At 71.9% G+C, this 15,328-nt stretch carries 14 protein-coding genes; 5 read left to right on the top strand and 9 right to left on the bottom strand.

Annotation, left to right across the window (positions count from 1 at the left end):
• Positions 1-146: 146 nt before the first annotated feature.
• Positions 147-908 (bottom strand): isoprenyl transferase, encoded by a 762-nt coding sequence (locus ACRWK8_RS18995; protein WP_378745485.1) that lies wholly within the window; start codon positions 906-908, stop codon positions 147-149.
• Positions 909-1,001: 93 nt separating this feature from the next.
• Positions 1,002-1,613: an RNA polymerase sigma factor gene (locus ACRWK8_RS18990; RefSeq protein ID WP_378745480.1), complete on the bottom strand. Its 612-nt coding sequence runs from the start codon at positions 1,611-1,613 to the stop codon at positions 1,002-1,004.
• Positions 1,614-1,925: 312 nt separating this feature from the next.
• On the opposite strand from ACRWK8_RS18990, the gene ACRWK8_RS18985 reads away from it, so the two are divergent.
• Complete coding sequence (locus ACRWK8_RS18985) at positions 1,926-3,293, top strand: serine/threonine-protein kinase (RefSeq protein WP_378745470.1); 1,368 nt, start codon at positions 1,926-1,928, stop codon at positions 3,291-3,293.
• A gap of 172 nt (positions 3,294-3,465) precedes the next feature.
• On the opposite strand, the gene ACRWK8_RS18980 is transcribed toward ACRWK8_RS18985, so the two are convergent.
• The 5 genes from ACRWK8_RS18980 to mca all read right to left on the bottom strand — a co-directional run bounded on the left by ACRWK8_RS18980 (position 3,466) and on the right by mca (position 8,604).
• Positions 3,466-5,499 (bottom strand): thioredoxin domain-containing protein, encoded by a 2,034-nt coding sequence (locus ACRWK8_RS18980; RefSeq protein WP_431871906.1) that lies wholly within the window; start codon positions 5,497-5,499, stop codon positions 3,466-3,468.
• A gap of 51 nt (positions 5,500-5,550) precedes the next feature.
• Complete coding sequence (locus ACRWK8_RS18975) at positions 5,551-6,552, bottom strand: ornithine cyclodeaminase family protein (protein WP_431871904.1); 1,002 nt, start codon at positions 6,550-6,552, stop codon at positions 5,551-5,553.
• 104 nt (positions 6,553-6,656) lie between these two features.
• The gene (locus ACRWK8_RS18970; protein ID WP_378745443.1) at positions 6,657-7,355 is read right to left on the bottom strand and encodes a GntR family transcriptional regulator; all 699 of its coding nucleotides are present in this window, start codon (positions 7,353-7,355) and stop codon (positions 6,657-6,659) included.
• A gap of 83 nt (positions 7,356-7,438) precedes the next feature.
• Positions 7,439-7,720: a hypothetical protein gene (locus ACRWK8_RS18965; protein WP_378745437.1), complete on the bottom strand. Its 282-nt coding sequence runs from the start codon at positions 7,718-7,720 to the stop codon at positions 7,439-7,441.
• 5 nt (positions 7,721-7,725) lie between these two features.
• Positions 7,726-8,604, bottom strand: a complete 879-nt coding sequence (mca, locus tag ACRWK8_RS18960) for a mycothiol conjugate amidase Mca (protein WP_378745431.1) — start codon at positions 8,602-8,604, stop codon at positions 7,726-7,728.
• A gap of 156 nt (positions 8,605-8,760) precedes the next feature.
• Between mca and ACRWK8_RS18955 the strand changes: the two genes are divergently transcribed.
• Positions 8,761-9,177, top strand: coding sequence for a DUF4307 domain-containing protein (locus ACRWK8_RS18955; RefSeq protein ID WP_378745424.1), 417 nt, complete (start codon positions 8,761-8,763; stop codon positions 9,175-9,177).
• 150 nt (positions 9,178-9,327) lie between these two features.
• Positions 9,328-9,828 carry a transcription elongation factor GreA gene (greA, locus tag ACRWK8_RS18950; protein WP_378745420.1) on the top strand — a complete coding sequence of 167 codons (501 nt, stop codon included), beginning with the start codon at positions 9,328-9,330 and terminating at the stop codon, positions 9,826-9,828.
• A 102-nt stretch (positions 9,829-9,930) separates the two neighbouring features.
• Here the strand turns inward: greA and ACRWK8_RS18945 are convergent, their stop codons facing one another.
• Together ACRWK8_RS18945 and ACRWK8_RS18940 are read right to left on the bottom strand one after the other, a co-directional pair.
• Positions 9,931-11,301, bottom strand: coding sequence for a DUF8814 domain-containing protein (locus ACRWK8_RS18945; protein WP_431871900.1), 1,371 nt, complete (start codon positions 11,299-11,301; stop codon positions 9,931-9,933).
• A 132-nt stretch (positions 11,302-11,433) separates the two neighbouring features.
• On the bottom strand, positions 11,434-12,588 hold the full coding sequence (locus ACRWK8_RS18940) for an FIST signal transduction protein (RefSeq protein WP_378745405.1): 1,155 nt from the start codon (positions 12,586-12,588) through the stop codon (positions 11,434-11,436).
• 194 nt (positions 12,589-12,782) lie between these two features.
• On the opposite strand from ACRWK8_RS18940, the gene ACRWK8_RS18935 reads away from it, so the two are divergent.
• On the top strand, positions 12,783-14,204 hold the full coding sequence (locus tag ACRWK8_RS18935) for a sigma 54-interacting transcriptional regulator (protein WP_431871898.1): 1,422 nt from the start codon (positions 12,783-12,785) through the stop codon (positions 14,202-14,204).
• Entirely contained in the window at positions 14,204-15,325 is a 1,122-nt protein-coding gene (locus tag ACRWK8_RS18930; protein WP_431871896.1) for a VWA domain-containing protein, read from the top strand. Before ACRWK8_RS18935 ends, ACRWK8_RS18930 begins: the two co-directional genes overlap by 1 nt.
• Positions 15,326-15,328 lie beyond the last annotated feature (3 nt).

Genomic DNA, 15,328 nt, shown 5'->3' with positions numbered 1-15,328 from the left:
ATCCGCTGTTGTCGACGCTACGCGGCCGAGAGCCCGTTTTCCAGGTCCCGTGCCCACCATCCGGTGAACTCCGCGTTACGGACCCGCCGTGGACAGACACGGCGCGCCCCGCGGAACGGGGGCGGGTGGAGACGAGGGTGCGGGGATCAGGAGCCGAAGCGCCGGTTGCGCGCGCCGTAGGCACGCAGCGCGCGCAGGAAGTCCACTCTGCGGAAGGCGGGCCAGAAGACCTCGCAGAAGTAGAACTCCGAGTGCACGCTCTGCCAGAGCATGAAACCCGACAGGCGCTGCTCACCCGAGGTGCGGATGAGCAGATCCGGATCGGGTTGTCCGCGCGTGTAGAGATGCCGAGCGATGTCCTCGATGTCCAGGCGCTCTGCCAGCTCCTGGATACCGGTGCCCTTGGCCGCCTCCTCCTGGAGGAGGGACCGAACCGCATCAGCGATCTCACGTCTACCTCCATACCCGACGGCGACGTTGACAACCAGCCCGGGGTTGCCGGATGTGGCCTCTTCCGCCTCTTTCAGGGCACGGGCGGTGGAATCGGGCAGCACGTCGAGCGCTCCCACGGGGCGCGTGTTCCACCCCTCCTGGCGCAGCCGGGCGATGGTCTCCTCGATGATGCGCACGAGGGGACCGAGCTCGGTCTCGTCACGGGTGAGGTTGTCCGTGGACAGCATCCACAACGTGACGACCTGCACACCGATCTCGTTGCACCAGCCGAGCACCTCGAAGATCTTGTTCGCCCCGGCCTGGTGACCTTGCTCGGCGCCCGGGAGACCGCTGCTCTTGGCCCAGCGCCGGTTGCCGTCCATGGCCACACCGACGTGCCTGGGAATCTCCTGGCTGGTCAGGCCGCGTTCGAGACGCCGCTCGTACAGCCAGTACAGGGGGTCACGGAGCCCCATTGGCGAAACCTCTCAGAGCTGGATCTTGGGACGGCGCACTCCTGTGACGGATGTGCCGACGGGGATTCCTCCAGAGTAGTTCGCCCGTGGGCGTCACGTCACGGCGAGCGATTTGCGCACGTGTTTGCGGCCCTGGTGGATGCGGGACTTCACCGTGCCGAGGGCGAGGTTCAGTTCGGAGGCGATCTCGTTGTAGTCCATCTGGCACAGGTCGCGGAGAACGAGGGGCGCGACCAGGTTGGGACGGTCCTTCTCCAGCTGGTCCAGTGCCTCCAGCAGGTCGATCCGCGAACCCGCGATGACGCTGGTGGTGCGCGGGTCCCGCTGGTGCGGCATGCGCTCGGCCTCGGTGGGGAACTCGGCCGACCGGCGCTTCATGGAGCGGTAGGTCTGACGGGCGGAGTTGGACACCACGGTGTAGAGCCACGTGGTGAAGAGGGAGTCGCCCTTGAAGCTGTCGATCTTGCGGGCGACCCGCAGGAGCGCGTCCTGGCAGGCCTCCTCGGCGTCCTGGCGGTAGGGAAGGAACCGGGCGCAGCGGCGCAGCACCTCGGGCTGGATGCGGCGCAGGAGGTCGTCCAGGGCCACGGCGTCGCCGTGCTTGGCGCGGCGCGCGAGCTCCTCCAGCTCCTCGTCGACGTTGCTGGCCACCCGACGTCGGGGGGTGGGGGTCTCCTCGTTCTCCGAGTTGTCACTACTGTGCATGGCTCATTCTCTTCCTGGCTTGCGACAGACGTCCGATCGTCCGTACGAGGGCGTACGCGCCCACTCGTGAGAGGGTCACACGTCAATGGGACGTCTATGAGCGCCGCTCGGCTCCCGCCTCGCGAATCCTGATGATCTCCGCCCCGGTGCACACGGCGCACGGAACTCGAAGGGCACCTCCAGTCTCCATGCCCCGAAGGCGTCGACGATACCCGGGGGAGGGGATCATATCCACGGAAGTCAACGTGAAGGCGCAGATGGTGTATTAGTGGGCAACGACCGCGTATTCACCCCCGACAGACCGAGGCGAAGATGAGCCAACCGGAGGCCTTCGGACGTTACCGCGTCATCAGGCGCCTGGGTTCCGGTTCCTTCGCCACGGTGTGGCTGGCGCAGGACGATCTCCTGAACTACCCGGTGGCCATCAAGGTACTCGCCGAGAACTGGGCGCACCAGATGGACATCCAGCACCGGTTCCTGGAGGAGGCGCGCATCCTGCGCCAGACCGACTCCACGTGGCTGGTGGCCGTGCACGACGTCGACGTGCTGCCCGACGGACGCCCGTACATGGTGATGACCTACGCCGACCAGGGCAGCGTCGCCGACCTCGTCCACCGAGGTCAGCTGCCCCTGGACGAGGCGCTGCGGCTGCTCACGGAGATCGGCCAGGGCATCACCGTGCTGCACGGCCACGGCACGATCCACCGGGACATCAAGCCCTCGAACGTGCTCCTCCAGTCCTCCCCCGTGGGTCAGCGGGTGCTGGTGGCCGACCTCGGCTTCGCGAAGGCGATCGACGAGGCCTCCGGCTTCACGGCCGCCGCCGGGACGCCCGGGTACATGTCCCCCGAGCAGAGCATCCCCGGCGGGGACCTGGACGTCCGCTCCGACGTGTACTCCCTGGGCGCGGTCGCCTACGAGCTCATCACCGGACGGCCGCCGTCCCGCCCGCCGGTGAAGGTCGCGCCTGGCCGGATTCGGCCAGGTTTGCCTCCGGCCCTGGACGAACTCATCCTGTCCGCGCTGTCGGTGGACCGGGAGAGCCGCCCGGCCGACGCGAAGACCTTCACCGACCGGGTCCGCGCCATCCGTATGGCGCCCAACGTGCCCGAGGACTCCTCCTGGTGGCGGCGCTACCGGATGCCCTGGCAGCGCGCGGGAGCCCTGGTCCTGGCCTGCGGTCTCCTTCTGGCCGGGGTGACCTCCTCCCTGGGCTCGCCGGGCATGGTGCTGACCACCGTGCGCGACTCCGCCCTGGAGATCCGGGTGAAGGTGCCCTCGGTGTGGGCCCGCGAGTTCCACACCGACCAGGCCTCCCGCGACTCCGTCGCCGAGGCGGGTGCCGGGCCCGGGCTGCTGGCCGCGACGGACGTGGACGACTGGCACTCCACCGACGTCCCCTCCTACGGGGTCTACGCGACGGTGGTTCCGGGGGCCCCGAACCTCGACTCCGTCGCCGACACCAAGCCGTGCCCCGGACCTCCCAAGGAGCGGGCGATCAACGACGGTGACTGGCAGGGCCTGGTCTGGGAGTGGACCGAGTGCAACGGCAGCGGGGCCTTCAGCTCCGTCGCCGTGCACCCGCCGGACACCCCCAAGACGGTGTACCTGGAAATCCGTCAGCCGGACTACCGCCCCGACGTCGTGGACGAGATCGTGGAGGGCATCGAAATCCTCTGACCCGGCTCCGGCCTTTCCCTTCGGGCGCGACTCCTCGAAAGAAAAGCTCCGCCGTGGCCGTGGCCTGCCGTTCGACCATTGCGAACGCCTCGGAGGACACCCGAAGAACGGGTGCCCTCCGAGTGCCTCGGGCGAATGAAGTTTATTTTTCAACCAAATGCCGGGCGATCACCTAAATCGTCAGCTGCGCCCTGAGTTCCTCCGGAGTGGTGACGGGGAGTTTGCAGACGAAGCCCTCGCAGACATAGGCGGTGGCCCGACCCCCGACGCGTACACGCTGTTCGAGGAGCGGCACTCCCCCGCTGTCCTCGCCGTCCCCACGGGAGAGCACCGTGCCCAGGGGCGCCGACCGCAGCACCGTGCGCACCAGTTCCTCGGTCTCCGGTGCGCCCGGCTCGCCCACCACGGCGACGGCACGCGGCCCGCTCAACAGGGCCTCCCCCGCCGCCAGGCCCCAACCGGCGAAGCGCGGCGCCTTCTCGGCCAGCAGCGGGACCACGCTCAGGGCCCCCTCCGCGGCGGCCCGGTAGCGCTCCCCGCCGGTCAGGGCCGCGTACGAGAGCAGCGCGGACGCGGCGGCGAACCGGCCCGAGGGGGTGGCGTTGTCCGTGGGGTCCTGCGGACGGCTGAACAGCCGCTCCGCGTCGTCGGCGGTGTCGAAGAACCCGCCCTCCTCGTCACCGAAGTGGTCCAGGACGGTGTCCAGCAGGCCCCCGGCCTCACGTACGTAGCGGGCCTCACCGGTCACGCCGTGCAGTGCGAGCAGCCCCTCCGCCAGGTCGGCGTAGTCCTCCAGCACTCCGGCGCCGGGCCCGGGGCGGCCGTCCCGCGAGGTGCGCACCAGCCGCCCGTGGGCCAGGTGGGCGCCGAGGACGAGGTCGGCCGTCTCCCGGGCGGCCCGGATCCAGTCGGGGCGTTCCAGGAGGGCGCCCGCCTCGGCCAGCGCGGCGATCGCCAGCCCGTTCCACGCGGCGACCACCTTGTCGTCGCGTGCGGGCGGGACCCGGTCCGCGCGGGCCCCGAGCAGTGCGGAGCGGACGCGGTCGTAGCGCTCGGGGTCGTCGGGGTCCGCGCGGAGCTGGAGCACCGAGGTGCCGTGCTCGAAGGTGCCCTGCGGGGTCACGCCGAACAGCTCGGCGGCCCAGGCTCCGTCCTCCTCCCCCAGGACCTCGGTGAGCTGGTCGGGGGACCACACGTAGTAGGTGCCCTCCTCACCCTCGCTGTCGGCGTCCAGAGCCGACGCGAACCCGCCCTCGGGGGTGCGCAGGTCGCGCAGCATCCAGTCGGCGGTCTCCTGGACCACCCTGAGCATGAGCGCGCGGCCGGCCCTCGCCGCGGGGTCGGTGCCCACCGGACGCCGGGACAGGCGGGTGTACGCGCGCAGCAACAGGGCGTTGTCGTAGAGCATTTTCTCGAAGTGCGGGACCACCCACGCGCCGTCCACCGTGTAGCGGGCGAAGCCGCCGCCGATCTGGTCGTACATGCCGCCCCGGGCCATGGCCTCGGCGGTCCCCCCGGCCATGAGCGCGGCGGGCGTGGGCTCGTCGGAGCTCTGGAACGGGAAGGTGCGCTCGTGCTGCGCGGTGAGGAAGGACAGCAGCATGGACGGCGGGAACTTGGGTTCGTCCCCGAACCCGCCGTTGACGACGTCGTAGTCACGGATCAGGGCCTGCACGGCCAGGTCCAGGTCCTCGGCGGTGGGCGGCGGGGAGCTGGCCAGGCGGCGCGGGGCGCCCAGCGCCTCCACCACGCGGCGCCCCTGGTCGAGGAGGTCGGAGCGCTGGTCCCGCCAGGCGTTGCCCACGCCTTCGAGGAGGCGCTGGAAGTGGTCGCGGGGGAAGTAGGTACCGCAGTAGAACGGTGCGCCGTCGGGAGTGGCGAACACGGTCATGGGCCAGCCGCCCTGGCCGGTCATGGCCTGGGTGGCCTCCATGTACACGGCGTCGACGTCGGGGCGTTCCTCGCGGTCGACCTTGACGTTGACGAACAGCGCGTTCATCCGGCTCGCGGTCTCGGGGTCCTCGAAGGACTCGTGGGCCATGACGTGGCACCAGTGGCAGGCCGCGTAGCCCACGGAGATGAGGAGGGGGACGCCCCGGCGGCGGGCCTCCGCGAAGGCCTCCTCACCCCAGGGCCACCACTCGACGGGGTTGTCGGCGTGCTGCAACAGGTACGGGCTGGTCGCGTCGCTCAGGCGGTTGGGCATGGTTCCACTGTGCCACTCCGCGCCCCGGGCGCGCGGCCCGCTCGCGTCGCCTCAGGAGGACAGGGTGATCTCCGTGCCCAGGCCACGCTCGCGGGCGGCGTCGAGCAGGAGTCGGCCGACGGCGGCGTCCTCCAGCCCGATGCCCACGGAGTTGAAGACGCTGACCTGCCGGTCCGAGGTGCGTCCGGGGTGCTGGCCGCCGACCACCCGGGCGAGTTCGAGGGCGCAGTCCTCGGCGGTGATCACGCCCTCGGCCACCGCGTGCGCGACGTCGCCCGACTCGTGCAGGGCGGCCGGGGTGGAGTCCACCACGAGGAGACCGGAGTCCCGGGCGGCGCCGAGGACGGCGGCGTCCACCTCGCGGTGGTCGTTCCGGGGCGGAGATCCCACCGCGTTGAGGTGCTGGCCGGGGCGCAGCCAGGCCCCCTCCACCAGCGGTTCCCGGGAGGGCGTCACCGTGCAGACCACATCGGCGGCGGCCACGACCTCGCGGGCTGAGGCGGCGGCGACCACCTCCAGGCCGGGGCACGCCTCGGCCACCGTGCGACGGAGCGTCTCGACCGTGGCGGCGGAGCGGGACCACACCAGGACCCGTTCCAGGTCGCGTTCGTCGGCAAGGGCGACGACGTGGGCGGCGGCCAGCGGTCCGGCGCCGACGACACCCAGGGTGTCCCAGTCCGGGCGGGCCAGGTGTCGGGTGGCCACGCGGGTGGCGGCGGCCGTGCGCAGGCGGGTGGGGACCGCACCGTCCAGGATCGCGAGGGGCGCGCCGGTCTCGGCGTCCGCCAGGACCACCACCGACTGCTGGGTGGGGAGCCCGCGCCCGCGGTTGCCGGGGATGTCGCTGAGGAGCTTGCTCACGGCCACCTCGCCGCCGAGGAGTCCGACCATCGGGACGAACTGGGGGTCGGCCCCGGGCAGGCGCGCGGGTTCCGCGTGCGGCTGCGCGGCCCGGCCCTGGGCCAGATCGGTGAAGGCGGTCTCCACGGCCTCGGCCACCTGGCGGGGCGTGACGAGTCCGGTGAGTTCGGAACGGGTGAGGATGAGCGTCATCGGTGCCTTCTCCGTGGGTCCACTTCCGTGCAATAGCGGTATACCACTAATCCCGGCACGGGTGCACCCTTCGGGCGGTGTCGGCCCGCGACACGGCGCGGGGCCTACCTCCGGGTACGGGTGCGGGTGACGTCCACCGGGTCGAACCGCTCCCACGTGTCGGCGACGGCCAGCGTGGGTTCGAGCCCGGCCGCGATGTGCGCTCGGTAGAGACCGGCGGCGCCGTCCCCGTCTCCGGCCTCGATCAGTTCGAGCAGGCGCACGTGCTCCTCGCGCTGCTCGCGGGTGTCACGGTGCTTGGTGAGGTGGAAGAGCCACTGCACGCGGGAGTCGAGCGGGGCCATCATGCGCTGGAGGAGGGGATTGCCGCAGGCGGCGACCACCGCCCGGTGGAAGCCCGCGTTGGCGGCTGCCGTGGCCGACTCGTCGTCCGCCTTCAACGCGTGTTCGGCGTCGTCGAGGAGGGCGCGCATCCGGCGCAGGTCGGCGTCGGTGCGCCGGGTGGCCGCCAGGCGGGCGGCCAGCGTCTCCAGCTCCTCGCGGACCTCGAACAGCCGGACGATGTCCTCACGGGACCAGCTGGCCACCATGGCGCCCTGCCGGGGCACCAGGACCACCAGCCCCTCCGCCTCCAGCAGGCGCAGTGCCTCGCGCAGCGGCACCCGCGAGACGCCGAGCTCGGCCGACGCCTCCCGCTCGGTGATCCGGTGCCCGGGAGGCAGTTCGAGGTCGATGATGCGCGACCTGAGCTGGTCGTGGACGCGGTCACGCAGGGAGGGGCTTCGGGAGGGCTCGGACTGCATCCCCCCATGGTAGGCACTGCCCCGTGCGGGGACGTGCCCGCCGAGTCCGCCCCCGCGGGTGCGCGGCGGGGGCGGGACCGGGGTCAGGCCCTGGTCGAGGAGTCCTCGCCGGAGGCCCCTCCGGCGGCGGCCTCCACCCCGGAGGTCGCCTCCTGACCGTCCTTCTCCGTCGTCTCCCCGGCCTCCTCGGACTCGGCGCGGGCCGAGACACCGCGCAGCTTGCCGACCAGGCTGCGCATCAGGAAGTACAGGCACACGCCGATCGCGAAGATCGCGAGGAAGCCCAGGACACCGGGTGTGACGGTGTCCTTGTTCAGCGCGAAGTCCTGGGCGAGCACCGTGGTGGACGCGAGAAGGGTGTTCATGCCACTCATACTCTCATTGCCTCGCGGACACCCGCGAAGAGGTCCTGTTCGGGGACCTCGGTGTCCACGAGTGAGCGGACCAGGTGGTAGTCCTCGGTCGGCCAGGCCTCGGCCACGACCGCGTTGGGCACGGCGAACCAGAAGCCGTTCGGGTCGATCTGGGTGGCGTGCGCGCGCAGGGCGTCGTGCGCGATGTCGAAGTACTCGCTGCACTCGACGCGGGTGGTGATCTCCCAGCGCGGGCGCTCGCGGTCCTTGATCCGCTCCATCCACTCCTCGAAGGGGTTGTCCAGGCCGCGCTCGGCCAGGATCTTCGCCAGGGCCTCGAACCGCTCGGGCGGGAACGAGACGAAGTAGTACAGCTTGAGCGGCTGCCAGGGGTCACCGGCGTCCGGGTAGGCGTTCGGCTCGGCGGCGGCGTCGAACGCGTGCATCGACACCTTGTGGGTCATGATGTGGTCGGGGTGCGGGTAGCCGCCGTTCTCGTCGTAGGTCAGGATGACGTGGGGGCGGAACCGGCGGATCGCGGCCACCAGGGGCTCGGCGGCGTCCTCCACCGGAAGGGTCGCGAAGCAGCCCTCGGGGAGCGGGGGCAGCGGGTCGCCCTCGGGCAGACCGGAGTCGACGAACCCGGCGAACTCCTGCTCGACGCCGAGGATCTCGCGGGCGCGGTTCATCTCCTCGCGGCGGACCTCCGCGATGTTCTCGCGGATCTCCGGGCGCTCCATGGCCGGGTTGAGGATGTCACCGCGTTCGCCACCGGTCAGGGTGACGACCAGCACTTCGGCGCCCTCACGGGCGTAGCGCGCCATCGTGGCGGCACCCTTGCTGGACTCGTCATCGGGATGGGCATGGACGGCCATAAGCCGCAGACGCTCGGACAACGAAGGCTTCTCCTTGGCTCGGTCGACGGCCACTGCACGCGGCTGTCCGACACCACCCCGGATCACGGCGTGGACGACTCACGTGCGGGCCGCGTAGGGGGGCTGTCAGGTCGGGGATATCTTAGACAACACCGTCCCCTTGCTCGGAGATTCCCAATGTCAGCGACCCCGGAAGATGATGCCGTGAACAGTGCCGACACCGCGCCCGCGCTACGCAAGCGCCACGGCAACGGGCCCGTCTTCTTCGTCGTCGCGACGCTCTTCGCGGTGGCCGTCAGCGTCGGCTGGGGCTTCTCCGTCATGAACTACACCGGGCTGAGCGGGGGCGTGTACCACCAGGTGGTGGCGGTCACCGCGCCCACCGGTGACGCGGCCCGGATCGACTTCGAGGTGAACAGCAAGAACGGGGCCGAGTGCCTGCTGCGCGCGCTGGACGGCCAGATGGTCGAGGTCGGGACCGAACGGGTCGAGGTGGAGGGTGGGAACCGAATGGTCAGTCAGACCGTTGAAACGGTTCGTCAGGCTTCCACGGTAGAAGTGGCCTCGTGCAGGGAACAAGGTTCGCAAGACTGATCCACCGAGCCTTCCCCCCTGTTCGGCACAGGTACCGGAACGGAGCCCCCGAGAACCGCGTCACCGGTGCGCGATCGCGCACGGTGATATTCTCGTGAGTTCAGCTCTGGCCGCCTGGTGGCCATTGCTACTAGTACACAAGGAGTTCCCGTGACCCAGACCCGCGATGACAACGTCACCTGGCTCACCCAGGAGGCGTATGACCGGCTCAAGGGAGAGCTGGACCACCTGTCGGGGCCCGGGCGCATCGAGATCGCGGAGAAGATCGAGGCCGCCCGTGAAGAGGGCGACCTGAAGGAGAACGGCGGCTACCACGCCGCCAAGGAGGAACAGGGCAAGATGGAGGCCCGCATCCTCCAGCTCACCGAGATCCTGCGCACGGCGAGGGTCGGCGAAGCGCCCCGCACCGAAGGCGTGGTCGGCCCCGGTATGACCGTCACCGTCAAGTTCGACGGCGACGAGGAGGAGGTCACCTTCCTGCTCGCCTCGCGTGAGGAGAGCGGCTCCCCCATCGACGTGTACTCCCCCAAGTCCCCGCTCGGTTCCGCCATCAACGGCAAGCCCGTCGGCGAGACCGTCAGCTACAACCTGCCCAACGGCAAGAGCCTCGGTGTCGAGATCATCGAGGCGGTTCCCTACAGCGGCATGTGACACGCCGCCGTACGGCCACCGGGTGGACCAGGCGCGTATGAGCAGGACGACAGGGGCGGCTCCGGCCGCCCCTGTCGTGTGTGCGTCGTACCCGTGGTCCCGCTAGCGCGTCCGGCAGACGGGGGCGTCCGTCCCGCCCTCCGCGAAGGCCGCCGGGACGTAGTGGCCCTCACCGATGCGGTACCAGACGTCCGAGACGCCGGTGGGCCCGGTGGCCCGGTCGCCGGTGGTGCGGCAGGCCACGTCCACGTTGGCCTTGTGCGCGGCCAGGCCGGCGGTGTCGAACGCGGTGCCCGGCCCCTCCCGCACGACCACCGGATCGGTGCCGCTGGCCGTGGTGATCTCGGCGCGGGCCCGGTACTCGGCTGTCCAGAGGTAGTCGACCCGCACCCACCCGTTGGTGGGCAGCTGGAGCCCCTCGTTGAACGCGCCGTCCGCGAGGTCGATCCCCGCCGGATTGAGCACCCGGCGGCCGAACCCGTCCAGGCCGTTGTTGTGGTTCTCGGTGTAGGCGGCCTGGGCCTGGGGGCGCCCCCGGTCCAGGTCGCGCCAGGACTCGCGGTCGTCGTTCCAGTGGTCGTCGGTGATGTTCCAGGGGCCGACGTCCCACACGGGCAGGTAGGCGCAGCGCGGGACGTGGTTCTCGGTGTCGCCGCTCGCCTCGGGCCCCAGAGCACCGGTGCTGCACACCCGGACGGTGTACTCTCCGCCTCCCCGGGTGGACAGGCCCCGTCGCGAGGGCAGTGCCGCGAACTGGTCGGCGGTGCGGACCGTGTGGCCGTTGGCGGTCTTGTTGCCGACCAGGCCGATGCGGGTGGCGAACAGGCGCGCGGAGAACGGCTTCGGGACGTCGTCGCCCCGCGCCTCCTCCGTGCTTCCGGCGGAGCCCCCACCGGAGCCCTCCGCCTCCCCGGTCCGGGGGTCCTCCGGAGGGGTCCCGGTGCCCTCGACCGGGCGGACGCTGACCTCGGTGACCGCGGTGCGATCGTCCCGCTCCCGTGACGCCGAGGCGCCCGTCGCCTCCACCCCGACCCTCAGCTGGACCTCGCTGACCGCCTCCGGCAGCGTCACCCGGCCTCCGCCGGTACCGGTCGGGTGCCACTCGGTCCACATGCCGTCGGCGCGCACGCCCCGGGCCTCGGTGAGCACCTCCTCGGCGTCACCGGTGACGCGCACGGCCACGTCGAGGGTGTCGGTAGCTCCCTCCAGCTCCTGTTCGGGGAAGGTCGCGAGCCCCGCGCGGCGCTGGGCCGGGTCCAGACGCGGGGAGGCGCCGAGGCGCTCGGTCGCGTCCCCGGTGTTCAGGCGCAGTCCACCGGAGTCCAGGGTGAGCCCGATCCGGTCCGCCGAGGACAGGTCCTGCTCCAGCCAGGCCGACGCGGCCAGGGCGGCGGTGGGTGTCGCCAGCGGAGCCAGCAGGGCGAACACCCCGAGGGCCACGAGGGACGTGGTCGTACGCCGGTTGTCGGCCATCGTTCCTTCTCTCACCAAACACAAAAAGTGATCGATTTAGTCACTCTTAGTAATCACCCTGGTGTGCCCGCACTCAAGCAGGTTGGTCAGGGTGTTGGTGATCCGAGGGTAAAAGTCCGACTTGGGCGGCTCTCAGGCGGCGAAGGCCAGCAGGCAGGCCGTGAAGCCGTGCACGTGGTTCACCCCGGCGACCGGGCCGATCTCCCCCGCCGCGAAGAAGCCCGCCACGGGACCCACGCCGAGGATCCGGCGGACCGCGAGGACGTCGTGGTCGGACTGCGAGAACAGCGCCTCTCCCCGGCCGTTGCACGAGAACAGCAGGCCCCCGCCCACGGCGTGTTCGGCGCCGAACTCCGTCAGTTTGCGGGCGAGGTCCTCGTCCGCCGTGCTGGCGTCGCGCACCTGGAAGCGGACGGTCTGACCGACCTCCACCATCTCGTCGATGGTCAGGGCCCCGAGCCCCGGATCGGCCTCGCTGAGGGTGCGGATGAGGAAGTCGCCCTGTTCGTGGTGGTCGGCGTACTCGTCCATCGCGATCCCGATGTGCAGCCCCCGCGAGGCCAGCTCACGGTCCTCCTCGGAGAGCTCCTCCACGAGGGTCTCCAACCGCTCGTAGGCGTTGGTCCCGGCCAGTTCCAGCACGAGGTTGCCGTCGGCCTTGGTGATGGTCATGCTCGGTCCGACCGGACGGCAGCCCTGGCTGACCACCGTGCCCAGCACCCCCTCACCGCCGATCAGCACGCCGATGGCGCCGTTGTCGGCCACGTCGCCCTCGCAGAACAGACGGACCGACTCCTCGCCGTGCAGCCCGTCGGCCATGCCCCCGACCAGCGGAAGACCGTCGAGGGCGGCCGTCGTCTCGCGAACGAACGCCTGGGTGGGGAACTCGTAGGGGTTGGTGAACAGGATCCCGGCCCGGTCGCGCGGGGACGGCTCACGCATACCCACCACCGCCAACTGGTCGCCCTCCACCACGGTGTCCAGCCGGAAAGGGGTCAGCTCGACCCCGGGCAGGCGTGCGCACCACACGCTGACCGCGCCCTGCCCCTCCACGCCCCGGCCGCCGCCGACCACGCCGGTGGCGCTGCACCCCAGCGTGAGCGCGTCGCCGGTCAGTTCCATGACCCGCCTTCCGGCGAGCGTGACCTCGTCCGGGTCCGCCCCGCTGACGAAGAAGCAGACGAGGTCGGCCGGGCCGTCCATCTGCTCCAGGGCCTGAAGCGCGGCGCGCTCGGCCGCGTTCACGAGGTCGGCCCCCGTCGTCAGTGCATCGCCGAACCTAGCCACCAGCTGCCACCCCCGCCTTCACCGGTCGTGCGGACCGGTCCCTGGGAACCTTGCCGTCTCATTCTTCCATCCGGACTCCCAACAGGAGCTTTCCTCCTGGTGGCCCCTCAAACGCCCCGACCCCGGCGTGTGTCCCCCGGTTCCTCCCCCTCCCAGGGCGGGCGGCACAACCGGGCACGCCCTACACTCCCCTTGTGACCCATGCCGCACCCGCTCCGAGCGGGCTCCCGCGCACCCGTGCCGCGCTGCGCGCGTCCGGCCACGTCCGCCGCACCACCACGGCGGAGGTGCGAGAGAACCTGCTGGCCCGGATGGCCGCGGGCCGCCCCCGCTTCCCCGGGGTGCACGGGTTCGACGACTCCGTGCTGCCGCAGTTGGAACGGGCGCTGATCGCGGGGCACGACATCGTTCTGCTGGGCGAGCGCGGCCAGGGCAAGACCCGGCTGATCCGCACCGTCGCCGGACTCCTCGACGAGTGGAGCCCCGTGGTCGAGGGCTGCCCGGTCAACGACCACCCCTTCGCCCCGGTCTGCCCCGCCTGTCTGCGCCGGAGCGCGGCCGAGGGCGACGACCTCCCCGTGGCCTGGCGGCACCGCGACGCCCGCTACGGCGAGAAGCTGGCCACCCCCGACACCGGCACCACGGAACTGATCGGTGACGTGGATCCGGCCCGGCTGGCCGAGGGCCGCTCCCTCGACGACCCCGAGACGGTCCACTACGGCCTGCTGCCGCGCGCCAACCGGGGCGTGTTCTGCGTGAACGAACTCCCCGACCTGCCCGCGCGCGCCCAGGTGGCCCTCTTCAACGTGCTGGAGGAACGCGACCTCCAGGTGCGCGGCTACAGCCTGCGCCTTCCCCTGGACCTGCTGCTGGTGGCCAGCGCCAACCCCGAGGACTACACGAGCCGGGGCCGGATCGTCACTCCGCTGAAGGACCGGTTCGGCGCCCAGGTGCGCACGCACTACCCGCCCGACCTCGACGACGAGCTGGCGCTGATCCGGCAGGAGGCGGCCCTGCCCCCGGGCACGACCGTCCCGTCGCACCTGCTGGAGAGCGTGGCGCGTTTCACCCGCCTCGTGCGCGCCTCCAACCGGGTGGACCAGCGCTCGGGGGTGTCCGTGCGCTTCTCGGTGGCCGCCGCCGAGACCCTGGCCGCCTCGGCGCTGCGGCGGGCCGCCCTGACCGGGGAGGAGGTCCCGGTGGCCCGGGTCTGCGACCTGTCCGGGGTGGCCGCGCCGCTCTTGGGCAAGGTGGAGTTCGAGACCGGGGCGGAGGGCCGCGAGGCGTCGGTCCTGGAGACCCTGCTGCGCCGGGCGGTGGCCGAGACCTTCCGCGCCCGGCTGGGCGAGGCGGACCTGGAACCGCTCAGCGACCGGTTCGCGGGCGGCGGAACCGTGGAGAGCGGGGACCTCGTGGGCGCCGCCGAGCTGCTGCGCCGGGTGGGGACCGTACCCGGGCTGTCCGGCCTCCTGGAGCGGGCCGCCCCCGAGTCGGTCGACGGCCCGCCCACGCCGGGGCTGGCCGCCGCCGTGGTCGAGTTCGCCTTGGAGGGGCTCTACCTCGAACGGCGGCTGTCCAAGGACACCGTGCCCGACGGTGGTGTGTACCGCTTCTGATGAGGTTCAGGTACCGGGAGTACATGGGTGGCCCCGACCCCCTGGCCGAGCCCGATCCGCCCCCGGAGGAGGCGGTGCGGGCGGCTGGACGCCTGCTGGAGATGATCGCCGGTGAGCGTTCCGAGGAGGGCGCCCCGCAGGAGGCGCTCACCGCCGCCGAGGAGGCGTTGACCCGCTACGCCGGGGGCGAGCGCGACGCTCTGTCAGGGCTGGACACCGGTGCGCTCCGGGGCGCCCTGGGCGGTGCCGCGTCCGCGGACCTGGAGCGGCTGGACGCCGCCGACCACGGGCTCACCCCGCGCGAGCTCCGCAGGCTGGGCGAGGTGGCGCTGGGCGAGATCGAGTCGGCCCGTCGCGCGGCGCCCGGAGGCCACCGGGTCAGTGACGGCGTGGGCGACGAACCCACCGGGGCCACCCTGGCCCACGACGGCCGGGACCGTGCCCTGGACGCCGTCGCGACCCTGCGGGAGGCCATGCTCCGCCGCGCCGCCGAGGGCGGTTCCGCCGCGTCCCTGCGGGCGGAGGACCTCCGGTACGCGGAGACCGAACCGGCCGGGGCCGCCGCCGTGTGCCTGCTGGTGGACCTGTCCCACTCGATGGCCACGCGCGGCCTGCACGAGGCCGCCACCCGCACCGCGCTGGCCCTGCACACCCTCGTACGGACCCGGCACCCCGAGGACCGGATCCAGTTGGTCGGGTTCGGCGACCGCGCCCGCGAGATGACCCCCGCCGACCTGGTGGAGCACGACTGGCGGCCCGTCCCCGGCACCAACCTCCAGCACGCGCTGCACCTGGCCCGGCGGCACCTGCGACGTCACCGGGGGCTACGGCCGCTGGTCCTGGTGGTCACCGACGGGGAGCCCACCGCGCACCTGGGCGACGACGGGGACGCCCGGTTCGCCTGGCCGCCCGCACCCCGCACGGTGGAGCTCACGGCGGCCGAACTCGACGCCGCGCTCGCCGAGGGCGCCGGAATCACGTTCTTCCTGCTCGCGGACGACCCCCGGCTGCGGGAGTTCCGGGAGCTGCTCGAACGCCGCCGGGGCGTGCGCGTGGTGGGCGCCGAAGCCGACGCCCTGGGGCCGATGGTCGTCGACCGGTACCTCCGGAGGCGCCCCTAGGGC

Origin of the sequence: Nocardiopsis eucommiae, assembly GCF_965344335.1 — a bacterium.
In the GTDB taxonomy this organism is placed as follows: domain Bacteria; phylum Actinomycetota; class Actinomycetes; order Streptosporangiales; family Streptosporangiaceae; genus Nocardiopsis; species Nocardiopsis eucommiae.
This window is presented reverse-complemented; position numbering and strand designations above follow the sequence as displayed.

Excerpts from the sequence above, each read along its gene's own strand:
- ACRWK8_RS18945 (WP_431871900.1), bottom strand. The coding sequence starts at position 11,301 with ATGGCCGACAACCGGCGTACGACCACGTCCCTCGTGGCCCTCGGGGTG.
- ACRWK8_RS18985 (WP_378745470.1), top strand. The coding sequence starts at position 1,926 with ATGAGCCAACCGGAGGCCTTCGGACGTTACCGCGTCATCAGGCGCCTG.
- ACRWK8_RS18970 (WP_378745443.1), bottom strand. The coding sequence starts at position 7,355 with ATGCAGTCCGAGCCCTCCCGAAGCCCCTCCCTGCGTGACCGCGTCCAC.
- ACRWK8_RS18995 (WP_378745485.1), bottom strand. The coding sequence starts at position 908 with ATGGGGCTCCGTGACCCCCTGTACTGGCTGTACGAGCGGCGTCTCGAA.
- ACRWK8_RS18990 (WP_378745480.1), bottom strand. The coding sequence starts at position 1,613 with ATGCACAGTAGTGACAACTCGGAGAACGAGGAGACCCCCACCCCCCGA.
- ACRWK8_RS18965 (WP_378745437.1), bottom strand. The coding sequence starts at position 7,720 with ATGAACACCCTTCTCGCGTCCACCACGGTGCTCGCCCAGGACTTCGCG.
- ACRWK8_RS18975 (WP_431871904.1), bottom strand. The coding sequence starts at position 6,552 with ATGACGCTCATCCTCACCCGTTCCGAACTCACCGGACTCGTCACGCCC.
- ACRWK8_RS18930 (WP_431871896.1), top strand. The coding sequence starts at position 14,204 with ATGAGGTTCAGGTACCGGGAGTACATGGGTGGCCCCGACCCCCTGGCC.
- ACRWK8_RS18980 (WP_431871906.1), bottom strand. The coding sequence starts at position 5,499 with ATGCCCAACCGCCTGAGCGACGCGACCAGCCCGTACCTGTTGCAGCAC.
- ACRWK8_RS18955 (WP_378745424.1), top strand. The coding sequence starts at position 8,761 with ATGTCAGCGACCCCGGAAGATGATGCCGTGAACAGTGCCGACACCGCG.